Origin of the sequence: Streptomyces sp. DvalAA-43 (assembly GCF_900091725.1) — a bacterium.
Lineage (GTDB): Bacteria > Actinomycetota > Actinomycetes > Streptomycetales > Streptomycetaceae > Streptomyces > Streptomyces pulveraceus.
Map to the genome: position 1 here is coordinate 73,018 of NZ_FMBW01000088.1, position 12,482 is coordinate 85,499.

The window sequence follows — 12,482 nt, forward strand, 5'->3', positions numbered from 1 at the left end:
GGTGGTCCCGGTGGGGCGGCACGTGCGGTGTCGCGTACCGTTCCGCCGCACCCTTCGTGATCCTCTGCCACGGGTGGGGCCGGGGCATGTGCCCGGTCGGGCAGTACCCTGTCGGTTCACTCGTACGGCCCCACGGCGTACGTCCCGGCAGGTCGACAGTGGTGAAACCGGATAATGGAAGGCGGTCCGTCCGATGAGCGAAACCCCCGATCCCGAGGTGGTCGAGCTGGCGACGAAGGTCTTCGACCTCGCCCGCCGCGGTGAGACCGAGGCGCTCGCCGCGTACGTCGACGCGGGCGTCCCCGCGAACCTCACCAACGACCGGGGCGACACGCTGCTGATGCTCGCCGCCTACCACGGGCACGCCGCCGCCGTCACGGCCCTCGTCGGCCGGGGCGCCGACCCGGACCGGGCCAACGACCGCGGGCAGACGCCGCTCGCCGGTGCCGTTTTCAAGGGAGAGGGCGCGGTGATCGAGGCGCTGCTCTCCGCCGGGGCGGATCCGGCCGCAGGAACACCCTCCGCCGTCGACACCGCCCGCATGTTCGGCAAGGCCGACCTGCTGGAACTCTTCGGTTCCCGCTGACCGGGTACGTCGTAAATGTGGTCGCGGTGGCGAAATGGCTGGGTCATCATGACGTCGCGGGCCCGGTTCCGGGCCACCGACGAGAGGCAGAGGAAGATGGTCTACACCAAGCAGAAGACGGCGGTCGGCCGATCATGTTGCTGCGCGGCGTAGTGCCCACCCGGCACTTGGAACTGCACAGTCCCGGTTGCGTCGACAGCTTGATGTGAGGCTTTTTCCATGTTTGATCCGTTCATAGCGCCGAGCGGCACCCTGCTCGGCCTGCTGCAGAGGGGCCGTGGCGATGGAACGCTCCACGCGCTCGCCGCACCACGCCCCGAGGCCCTGGCGGCTCTCAACCACTGCGTCCTGAGCGATCCGCGTCACGACTGGCAGGTGGAGAACCGCTCCCTCTACTACGCGCGCCTCTATCTCGACCTCGACGGCGGCATCGAAGAGATCGAACGCCATCTGTGCGATCCCGACGACCACCTCGACACCGACGACTCGCGCACCGGGCTGGCCCTCGCCGTACTCGGCCACCTCGCCTCGTACGGTCGCGGCGACGCCCTGGCCCTGCTGCGGCGGTACGCCGCGACCGGTGCCAACTGGGCCTGGGCCCTGGACGAGCTCGCCCTCCGCGACGACGACGCGGGACTGCGCGCCCTCGCCGTGCCCGTGCTCGGCCGCTTCCCGGCCACCGCGGAGGGCGCCGCCGAGCTGGCCGCCGTCGTACGGGACGCCTACGAGCCCCGCCCCTGGCGGCTCTGGGCGGACGACCCGCGCGAAACGGTCGGCGCCAGGGTCAGGGCCGCCTCGGAACAGGGCTCCTTCGACCGCTGGCAGCGCCAGATGCGGCCCGGCGGCCCCCGTCCCGGCTGGAGCGTCCAGGCGGTCTTCGACTGGGCCCAGCAGGGACTCGAACGCGGCACCCCCCTCCATGTGCCGGCCGCCCGCTGCCTCACCGCCGTCGCGGGCCCCGAGGACCGGCCCACCATCGTCGAGGCCGCCCGCAGCGGTCCGGAGGGCGCCCGCTGTGCCGCGCTGCACTACCTGGCCGAGGCCAGGGACCCGGCCGTACTCGACCTGATCGAGACCGGAGCGGTCAGCGCCTCGCGCACCGTCGCCGACGCGGCCGTCTCCGCCTTCGAGCGGATGTGCGGCGACGCGGCGGTGGACCGCGCCCGGCGCTGGGCCCGACGGCCCGACGCGCTGGGTGCCTCCGCGGCCGGTGTGCTGGCCTGCCGGGGCGGCGCCCAGGACGCCCCCGTGGTCCTCGCCGCGCTCCGCGAGGCCGTACGGGGCGAGGGGCCGGACGCACCACGCCTGTGGACCCTCGTCGACGGCACGGGACGGCTGGGCATCGGCTGCGCCGCTCCCGTACTGCGCCATGTCTACCGGGAGACGTCCTCCTCGCATCTGCGCGGCCGGACGGCCCGCGCACTGGCCGCCACCGACCCCTCCTTCCCCACCGGATTCGCCGTCGAGTGCCTCTGGGACTGCGAGGAGACCACCCGGGAGGTCGCCGCACTCCACGCGGAGACCGGCGACATCAGAGTCGCCGAGCGACTCCGCCGCCTCGCCGCCGACCCGGCCGAGGAGGCCGAGGTGCAGACGGCGGTACGCAGCAGGATCGGGCCCGACACCCCTGCGGCCTGACCGGGCGGTGACAGCGACGCGCGTCGGGGGCGCGCGGCGCACCACGGGCGGCCTCGCCCGGAAGCACGGAAGGCGGCCCGGCCCCGCGGGAGGAACCCGGCGGCGCCCGGCTCAAACGCTCACTGGACGTTCCCCGGACGGAAAGATCCAAGCCGGCCCGGTCACGTCCGGCGTGGCGAGAACACGGACATGCGTGTCGTCATCGTCACCGAATCCTTCCCGCCCGATGTCAGCGGCGTGGCCCACCGCACCCTGCAGACGGCCCGGCATCCCGCCCGCCGCGGCCACGAACCGCTCGTCGTCGCCCCGGCCACCGTCGGAGCGGTGACCACGTCCCGTCCGGATCTTCCCGGCATCTTCGAACCCGGCACCCCCTGCCCCGTGGTGCGCGTCCCCTCCCTCCCGCTGCCCGGCTACCCCCACCCAGGTCCGGGTCGCACTGCCGAGCCGACGGCTGACCGCCGCCCTCACCGCACACCGCGCCGAACTCGTCCATCTGGCCGACCCCGGTGCCGTGCTCGGGCTGCCCGCGCCGCTGGACACACGCTGGCCCGGCGGCAGGCCGGAGTGAACGCCGTGGTCCACGCGCTGTCCGACCGCTACGACGCCGTTCATCTGCACCTGGCGGACCGGTCCCGGGTCGGCGACCGCTCGCTGTGGAGCCCCGACCGGCTCCATCCGGCCGAACGCGGTCACCGGACCGTCGCGGCGGGCTTCCACGCGCTGCTGGCCGCCCGGGGGCTGGCGCTCGGTGCGCCACCGGGGCTCGAACCACGCCAACCGCCCCCGGGCCGCCTCGACTCATGGCGCCGGCTGGCCACCGCGGGCACCGGCCGGCTGGCCCGCAGGAGCACCGATCTGCTGCCCCAGCTGATGTGCCTGGCCGGCGCCGAACTGTGGCACCGGGCCTGCGGCACGGGCGCACACCTCGACCGGCGCGCCGAGGAGGCCCTGCGGAGCGCGCCGGCCGCTCTACCGCCGCGCGGTGTGCCGGGAACGGCGGAACAGGCCGCGCCGTCGGCGCCGGTGGCCGTGGCACGGGCCAGAATGGAGGGATGACGGGACGCTGGGAGTTCTGGATCGACCGGGGCGGGACGTTCACCGATGTCGTGGGGCGGGATCCGGGCGGGCGCCTGGTCACCCGCAAGCTGCTCTCCCACGACCCGGACCGCTACCGCGACGCCGCCGTGGCCGGGATCCGGGCGCTGCTCGGCCTCGGCCCCACCGACCCGGTCCCCACCGACCGGGTCGGTGCGGTACGGATCGGCACGACGGTCGCCACCAACGCCCTGCTGGAGCGGCGCGGCGAGCCGACCGTCCTGGTCATCACGGAAGGCTTCCGGGACGCCCTGCGCATCGCGTACCAGAACCGGCCGCGCCTCTTCGACCGCCGCATCCTGCTGCCCGAGGCGGTCTACGAGCGGGTGATCGAGGTACCCGAGCGGATCGACGCCCACGGCGAGGTCGTCGTCCCCCTGGACCGGGAAGCGGTCGCCGAACGCCTGAGAGCCGCCCGCGCCGACGGACTGCGCAGCGCGGCCGTCGTCCTGATGCACGGCTACCGCCACCCCGGACACGAGAGCGCCGTGGCCGAAGCCGCCCGCGAGGCGGGCTTCACCCAGGTCAGCTGCTCGCACGAGGTGAGCCCGCTGATCAAGCTCGTACCGCGCGGCGACACCACCGTCGTCGACGCCTACCTCTCGCCGATCCTGCGCCGGTACGTCGACGAGGTCGCCGGTGAACTCGACGGCATCCGGCTGATGTTCATGCAGTCCAACGGCGGACTGCGCGAAGCCTCCCACTTCCGGGGCAAGGACGCCGTGCTCTCCGGCCCCGCCGGTGGCGTGGTCGGTATGGCCCGCACCTCCGAACAGGCCGGATTCGGCCGGGTCATCGGCTTCGACATGGGCGGCACGTCCACCGATGTGTCCCACTACGCGGGCGAGTTCGAGCGCGAGCTCGGCACCCAGGTCGCCGGTGTGCGGATGAGCGCCCCGATGATGAGCATCCACACCGTCGCGGCCGGCGGCGGCTCCGTCCTGCACTTCGACGGCCGGCGCCAGCGGGTCGGCCCGGACTCGGCGGGCGCGATCCCCGGGCCGGCCTGCTACCGTCGCGGCGGCCCGCTGACCGTCACCGACGCCAATGTGATGCTCGGCCGGATCCAGCCCGCCCACTTCCCGGCCGTCTTCGGACCCGATGGAGACCTCCCGCTCGACGCGGCGCTGGTCCGCGAACGCTTCGACGCGCTCGCCGAGGACGTGACCCGCGCCACCGGAACACGGCGCACGGCCGCCGAGACCGCCGCCGGGTTCCTGGAGATCGCCGTGCTCAACATGGCGAACGCGGTCAAGAAGATCTCCGTGCAGCGCGGGCACGACATCACCCGCTACGCCCTGACCGGCTTCGGCGGCGCCGGTGGCCAGCACGTCTGCGCCGTAGCCGACTCCCTGGGCATCGACACGGTCCTCGTACCGCCGCTGGCGGGTGTGCTGTCCGCGTACGGCATCGGTCTCGCTGACGCCACCGCGATGCGCGAGCAGTCGGTGGAGGCGGAACTGAACGAGGCGACCCGGACCGCGGTGGGCGGACTCTGCGACGAACTGGCCGCCCGGACCCGCGCCGAACTGCGCGCCGACGCCGTCCCCGACGACGCGATCAGCACCCGCGCCCGCGTACTGCTCCGCTACGCCGGTACGGATTCGAGCCTGCCCGTCGACCTGGACACCGCACCCGCCATGGCCGCGGCGTTCACCGCCGAGCACCGGGCGCGCTACGCGTTCACCATGGACAAACCCCTGGTCGTCGAAGCGGTCTCGGTCGAGGCGACCGGAACGGCGGACCGGCACGATCCGCGCCCGGCCGGGCGCACGCCCCGCACGGGCGCCAAGCCCCGGCCGCACGACACCGTGAGGATGTTCACCGAAGGCCGGTGGCAGGAGACCCCGCTCCACCGCCGCGAGGACCTGCGGCCCGGGGACACCGTGACCGGCCCCGCGGTGATCGCCGAGGCGGACGCCACCACCGTCGTCGACCCCGGCTGGCAGGCCGTTCCCGCCGACACCGGCCATCTGCTGCTCACCAGGGTCCGCCCGCGCCCGGACCGCACGGCCGTCGGCACCCGGGTCGACCCCGTCATGCTGGAGGTCTTCAACAACCTCTTCATGTCGATCGCCGAGCAGATGGGAGTGCGCCTGGAGAACACGGCCCACTCCGTCAACATCAAGGAGCGGCTCGACTTCTCCTGCGCGCTCTTCGACGCGGACGGCAATCTGATCGCCAACGCCCCGCACATCCCGGTCCACCTCGGCTCGATGGGCGAGTCCATCAAGGAGGTGCTGCGGCGCAACGGCGCCGCGATGCGTCCCGGTGACGCGTACGCCGTCAACGATCCGTACCACGGCGGCACCCATCTGCCCGACGTGACCGTGGTGACACCGGTCTTCGACGAGACCGGCGGCGAACGGCCCCGGCTGCGCTTCCTGGTGGCCTCGCGGGGGCACCACGCAGAGATCGGCGGCATCACCCCCGGCTCCATGCCCGCCTTCAGCCGTACCGTCCACGAGGAAGGCGTGCTGTTCGACAACTGGCTGCTGGTACGCGACGGCAGGTTCCGCGAGGACGAGACGCGCGAGCTTCTCACCACCGCCGCGTACCCCTCCCGCGACCCGGAGACCAACCTCGCCGACCTGCGCGCCCAGATCGCCGCCAACGAGAAGGGCATCGCCGAACTCCGGCGCATGGTCGAACAGTTCGGCCCCGACGCCGTCGCCGCGTACATGGGGCACGTGCAGGACAACGCCGAGGAGTCCGTCCGCCGGATCCTCGCCGGACTCCACGACGGCGCCTACCGCTACGAGACCGACAACGGCGCCGTCATCGAGGTCGCCCTCACCGTCGACCGGACCGCCCGCAGCGCGGTCGTCGACTTCACCGGCACCTCACCGCAGCAGCCGGGCAATTTCAACGCGCCGAGATCCGTGGTCATGGCGGCCGTGCTGTACGTCTTCCGGACCCTGGTCGCCGAGGACATCCCCCTCAACAGCGGCTGCCTCGAACCCCTGGAGGTCCGCATCCCGGAGGGCTCCATGCTGGCCCCCGTCCACCCGGCGGCCACCGTCGCGGGAAACGTGGAGACGTCCCAGGCCGTCACCGGCGCCCTGTACGGGGCCCTCGGCATCCAGGCCGAGGGCTCGGGCACCATGAACAACCTCACCTTCGGCAACGAACGCGTCCAGTACTACGAGACCGTGGCGAGCGGTTCGGGCGCGGGCGAGGACTTCGACGGCGCCGACGCCGTACAGACCCATATGACCAACTCCCGCCTCACCGACCCCGAAGTCCTCGAATGGCGCTACCCCGTCCTGCTGGAGAGCTTCGCGGTGCGCGAGGGCAGCGGGGGCGGCGGGCGCCGGCACGGCGGCTGCGGCGTGGAGCGGCGGCTCCGCTTCCTGGAACCCGTCACCGTGGCACTGCTCTCGGGCCACCGCCGGGTCCGGCCGTACGGAATGGCGGGCGGCGAACCGGGCACACTCGGCGACCAGCACATCGAGCACCCGGACGGCCGGGCGGACACACCCCTGCGCGGCTGCGACACCGCCGAGCTGGAGCCGGGGGACGTCCTGGTGCTGCGCACGCCGGGCGGCGGGGGCTACGGAACCCCGGAGCCGGGCCGCGACGACCGTACCGGAGGCGGCGAGGAGCAACGGTGACGCGGGGTCGCTTCTGCGCCGTTTCGACCGTTGTCGGTGCGAGGACCTAATCTGTGCAGCGTGACTTCGCCTGCCTACACGGACAACGCTGCGCCCCAGCTCAGCGCGGGGCCGCGGCCCGCCCCGGGCCCGGCCGCCGACGAGGGGCTCTCGCGGCGGCTGCGCGCGCTCGCCTGCACGGCGCCGCTGCACGACCTCGATGTGCGCAAGGCGAATCTGGCCGGTGAGTACACGGTCTACGCGATGGCCGAGGTCGCCCTCGCCGCGATCGACCTCGTCACCCTCAACATGGACTTCGACACGGGTGCCGACCACGACCAGATAGTGACCAGACTGCTGCCCCGCGTCGCCGCCCAGGCCCCGGGCCGCCCCGTCGCCGAGCACGAGCGGGTCGCGCGCTGGGTGCTGGAGAACCTGATCAACGTCGGCAGCGTGGACCGCGGATTCCGCGCGGTGTACGGCACGTTCGGCCCCGACGGGGTGTACGTCCGCCGGGACTACGACTTCAAGCTGATCGAGGAGGTCCCCGGCTACGGCGGCACCGTCTACCTCCGGGCCACCGACGAAGCGGTCAACGTCCTGGTCGGCGCCCTCGACACGGACGTCACCAGTGCCCAGATCGCCGCAGAGGTGAAGCTGGAGGTCCTCATCAGCCGGGGCCGCCTCGCGGACGCGCAGCTCGCCGCCGAGCAGGCCCGCTACCGCACCGTGCAGTACGCGGAAACCCTCCGCAAGACGCTGGAGGCCACCCGGCGCAACGTCCGCGCCGTCGACTGGCTCAACGCGGTCCCCGACATGATCGCCGAAGCGCTGGACCACGTCGCCGACCGCTACCGCCACGAGAACGCCATCCTCACCAACATCCGCAAGGCGCGCGACGAGGCGGAGGAGCCCGAGCACAAACGCCGCGCCGCCGAACTCGTCGACATCGTCAAGGACTGCATCCGCCGCCACACCCAGCTGCAGTCCCGTCTGCTCGAAGCCGGCCCGCTGTTCCGCGCCGAACAGGACCGGCAGGCCTTCGCCACCCCCACGGCCCGCACCGGCCTCGATCTGTACGGCCAGTTGGTCGCCCCGCTGCTGCCGCTCCCCGTCGAACAGGCCATCCGCGTCACCGACGCCTTCTTCGCCCACGGCACCGGGCTGCGCACCCCCACCTCGGTACGGGTGGGCGACCTCGTCGACCTGCTGCTCACCCCGCCCCTGGAGCGGGAGCACCTGGGCGCCGAGATGCCCGAGCCCGATCTGATCGCCACCCCCGACGACAGCAGGTTCAGCGAGGAGCAGCTCGCGAGCGCCATGGACCTCCTCGACCTGGAACACGACGCCCCGCGCCGGCTCTCCGGACTCCTCACCGAGGCCCGGCGCCGCGATCCCGAACTGCCCTACCTGGTCGCCCTGCTGGCGGTGCACGCCGCCAGCCCACCGGTCGGAACCGCCTATCGGCAGGGCGAGAGGCGGCTGCTGTTCTCCGTCGACGACGGCACGCAGCTCGACGACCCGGAGTTCGGCGGCGCGGACCTGATCGTGGGCACGGCCCTGCTGGACGCGGCTGGTATGGCCGCGGACCGCACGGAGGCGTCATGACCCGCGCGGCGCGCACGACCCCGCCCCTCCTCGCAGACACCCGCGCCGCGGACCCGGACCGCACCGCGCCGCCCGGCACGGACTCCGTGAGAGCCGGCGCCGCCCACCCCGTACCGAAGACTTTCCGCAGCAAGGAGCGACCGTCGTGAGCGACCACCGCGCACAGCACACCGACGCGTGGAGCGAGCCGACCGCCGCGTACCCGACGGAGGGCACGGGCCCCGCCGACCAGGCGGTGCACACGACAGCAGCCCCGCCCGTCACCCCGGCCGACGCGGCCGACGCCGCCCGGCTCGTCGCCTTCGGCCTCCAGCCCAAGCTGCTCCCCGCCCGCGACGCCGAATACGCCGAACTGCTCCGCCGCTACCGGGAGGCCCCTGCCTTCGCCCGGCTCGCCGACGCCGTGGCGACCGGGCTCGGCCTGGTCGTGCTGGAGGTGTCCACCCGCGCCGGCATGGCCGTCACCGCCGGCGAGGACTCCGTCTTCGCCGTCCGCATGGGCGACTACGCCCGCCGCGCCTCGTCCGACTCCGCCGACCGCTTCCTGCACGGGCTCGCCCACCTCGCCGTCGCCGCGATGGCCTTCCCCCGCCCCGAGGACCTGGCCGACGACGCGTACATCGGCCGGATCACGGTCAACGGCGTCGACTCGTTCGTACGCCAGGCGTGCCACCGCCTGGAGGAGCGCGCCGAGGAGCACGGGGACAACACCGACCCCGCCACCGACGCCCCCGGACTCGAAGCGGCCTGGCGGATCTACGCCCGGCGCAGCTCCACCGGCGCCACGAAGGACGCCCGGCGACTGGCCGGCTCCACCACCGGCATCGTCGGCAAGGCCGTCGCCTTCCTCACCGACTCCGGCTTCCTCCAGCGCACCGGGGACGACGCCGGGGGCGCCTTCCGCACCACCGCCCGCTACCAGCTCCAGGTCCGCGACATGGCAGGCAGCGCCGCCATGGCCGAACTGCTGGAGCTGGGCGTCGTACCGGTCACCGATGGCACGGCGACGCTGCTCCCGCCGCCCGACCCCGACGACCTGGAGCTGGCCGCCGACGCGGGCTTGCCCTTCCACGCCTGACCGGCCCGCCCCACCACCGCCGTCTCCCTCCCGCTGCCTGAACGACGAGAGTCCGCCGCCATGTACGAGCTGTCCCGGGTCCGCCTCTACTCCATCGGGCCTGCCGGTGCGCGCTACGCCGACACCGTGCTTGACCTGCGTGGAGTGGGCGAGCCCGTGCCCAACCCCGCGCCGGCCCAGGCGGAGTTCTTCGAGGAGGAGCCGACCGGGCCGCCGCGCCGCCCCGCCCCGGCCGGTGTGCTCTTCCTGGAGAACGGCGGCGGCAAGTCGGTGCTGCTGAAGCTGATCTTCTCGGTGATGCTGCCCGGCCACCGCAACACCCTCGGCGGCGCCAGCTCCGGAGTGCTGCGCAAGTTCCTGCTCGCCGACGACTGCGGCCATGTCGCCCTGGAGTGGCAGCACACCCTCACCGGCGAGTGCGTGGTCGTCGGCAAGGTCAGCGAATGGCGCGGCCGACAGGTCTCCAACGACCCGCGGAAGTTCGCCGAGGCCTGGTACTCCTTCCGGCCCGGACCCGGCCTCAGCCTGGACTCCCTGCCGGTCGCCGAGGCGACGTCCGTACGACGGCCCGTCGAAGGCGTCTCCGGCGCGCAGGGCCGACGGCGCACGATGAAGGGCTTCCGCGACGCCCTCACCGAGGCGGGCAAGTTCTACCAGCACCTCGACGTGCACTGGGAAGAGATCCACGACCGCTGGAACGAGCACCTCGGAGACCTCGGGCTCGACCCCGAACTCTTCCGCTACCAGCGCGAGATGAACGCCGACGAGGGCGAGGCGGCCGGACTCTTCGCGGTCAAGAAGGACTCCGACTTCACTGACCTGCTGCTCCGCGCCGTCACCGACACCCGCGACACCGACGGCCTCGCCGACCTGGTGAGCGGCTTCGGCAACAAGCTGGGCCGCCGCGCCGAGCTGACCGCCGAACGCGACTTCACCGCGGGCTCGGTCGACCTCCTCGGCCGGATCGTCGAGGCCGCAGGCACCCGCTCCCGTGCCCGGGACATCCACGCCGGAGCCGAGCGCCGTACCCGTACGCTCGCCCGCAGGCTCGCCGCCCGCGCCGGACAGGAACGCGGCCGGACCGCCGAGCTGGCCCAGCAGGTGACCGGCGCCGCGCACACCGTCACCACGGCCGAACAGGCCCGCGGCCGCAGCGCCCTGATCGCCGCCGAACTGGCCTACCGGCACGCCTCCCTGGCCCTGACCGCGGCCGAGAAGGGCGCCGCCGCCCAACGCCGCGAGCTGGGCGACGCCCGCACCCTGTACTCCGCCTGGCAGGCCGCCGAGGCCGTACTGCGCCACCGCGCCGCCGCCGACCGCTCCGCACGGGTGGCCGTCGCCATCCGCGAGGCCGAACGGGACGCAGCGCCCGCGCTCGCCGCCCGCGCCGAGGCCGCCGCCGACCTCGTCCGGGCGCTGCACACCGCCGCCGAGGCCGGTGAGACCCGCGCCAACGAGGAGGAGGAGCGCTCCGACACCCTCCAGGCCGCGGGCGAGACCGCCCACCGGGACGCCACCACCGCCGCGACCGAGGCCCAGCGCGCCCGCAGCGAGGCCGGACATCTGCGCCAGCGCCTCGCCGAGGTCGAGCAGGAGACGGCCCAGGCGGTACGGGCCGGCTGGCTCGACGACACCGCCCCGGACGCCGACCCGGCGCGCGCGGCCCTCGCCGCCAGCGACGCCGAGACGTCCGCCGTCGCCGCCTGGGACACCGCCAGGGAGGCCGCCCGCTCGGCGGCCGACACGGCCAGGCAGGCCGCGGCCGCCGACAGCCGCGCCGAACTCGCGGCGGCGCGCGCGGCCGACGCCGCACGGGCCGCGGAACAGTCCTACGAGGCCGAGCTCAGGGCCGCCGAGTCGATCGCCGCGGACCCCCGGCTGGCCGATCTGCTGGGGCTGCCCGCCCCCCAGGGCACCGGTGTGCCCCGCCCCCGCCGCTCCGGGGCCGGAACGGACGCGGCCCCTGACGCCCCGCACGGCGCGGACGGTACCGGCAACGGCCCGGCAGCCGTCGACCGGCCCGTCACCGCGGAGGTGCCCGGACGTCCGGGCGACGCGGCGAGCGCGGCGCAGGGCACGCGGACCGCCACGGCCGAGCAGACCACCGCCCACGAACAGCCGCTCACCGCCCAGGAGTTCGACCGCAGCGCCGACGAGCTGCGGGAGCTGCTCGACCAGTCGATCGCCTCCGCCGAACGCCGCCTCTTCGAACTGCGCACCGCGGCCGCCGACGACTCCCGCATCCTCGGCGCGCTGGGCGACGGCGGGCTGTTGCCGCCCGGCCCCGACGTCCTCGCCACCGTCGAGTACCTCGGTGAGCACGGCATCCCCGCCCTGCCCGGCTGGCGCTACCTCGCCCAGGCCGTCGACCCCGCCGACCACGCGGCCGTCCTCGCCGCCCGCCCCGAGCTCGTCGACGGCGTGGTCATCACCGACCCCGACTCGCACGCCCGCGCCCGCGAGGTCCTGAGCGGCGCGGCCCTGCTGCCGCGCTCCGCGGTCGCCGTCGGCACCGCCGCCGCGCTGCTCGCCCCCGTCCCGGCCGCCGACGCCGGCCCGGCGGCGAGCACCGAAGGCGTGTTCCTCGTCCCGCCGAACCCGGCGATGCACGACGAACACGCGGCCGACGAGGAGCGGCAGGCCCTCAGGAGCAGGGCCACGGCCCGTGACGAGGACATCCGGACCCTCGCGGCCCGCCTCACCGCCGACCGTTCCCTCGCCGCTCGCATCGGCTCCTGGCGGGCCGACTGCCCGCCCGGCATGCTCGCGGAGCTCGCCGAGGCCGCCCGCACCGCCCGCACCGCGGCGGAGACCGCCGAGGCCGAGCTCGCCGAAGCCCGCACGGTGCGCGCCGAGGCGGACGAGGCCGCCGCGGACACCG

6 protein-coding genes and 2 pseudogenes are annotated in these 12,482 nt (G+C 74.3%); all 8 read left to right on the forward strand.

What is annotated here, in order from left to right; all coding sequences use genetic code 11:
• Positions 1-193: 193 nt before the first annotated feature.
• The gene (locus GA0115234_RS37255) at positions 194-586 is read left to right on the forward strand and encodes an ankyrin repeat domain-containing protein (RefSeq protein WP_093550617.1); all 393 of its coding nucleotides are present in this window, start codon (positions 194-196) and stop codon (positions 584-586) included.
• A gap of 219 nt (positions 587-805) precedes the next feature.
• Entirely contained in the window at positions 806-2,224 is a 1,419-nt protein-coding gene (locus GA0115234_RS37260) for a hypothetical protein (RefSeq protein ID WP_093550619.1), read from the forward strand.
• Positions 2,225-2,413: 189 nt separating this feature from the next.
• Positions 2,414-2,756: pseudogene (locus GA0115234_RS43995) on the forward strand (glycosyltransferase); the annotation flags it as partial.
• 44 nt (positions 2,757-2,800) lie between these two features.
• Positions 2,801-3,283, forward strand: coding sequence for a hypothetical protein (locus GA0115234_RS37270; RefSeq protein ID WP_141718532.1), 483 nt, complete (start codon positions 2,801-2,803; stop codon positions 3,281-3,283).
• Positions 3,280-6,936: a hydantoinase B/oxoprolinase family protein gene (locus tag GA0115234_RS37275; RefSeq protein ID WP_093550624.1), complete on the forward strand. Its 3,657-nt coding sequence runs from the start codon at positions 3,280-3,282 to the stop codon at positions 6,934-6,936. The genes GA0115234_RS37270 and GA0115234_RS37275 overlap by 4 nt, the downstream gene beginning before the upstream one ends.
• A 60-nt stretch (positions 6,937-6,996) precedes the next feature.
• Entirely contained in the window at positions 6,997-8,523 is a 1,527-nt protein-coding gene (locus tag GA0115234_RS37280) for a hypothetical protein (protein ID WP_093550626.1), read from the forward strand.
• Positions 8,524-8,668: 145 nt separating this feature from the next.
• Positions 8,669-9,601 (forward strand): hypothetical protein, encoded by a 933-nt coding sequence (locus GA0115234_RS37285; RefSeq protein ID WP_093550628.1) that lies wholly within the window; start codon positions 8,669-8,671, stop codon positions 9,599-9,601.
• Positions 9,602-9,661: 60 nt separating this feature from the next.
• A pseudogene (locus GA0115234_RS37290) lies at positions 9,662-12,482 on the forward strand (hypothetical protein); the annotation flags it as partial.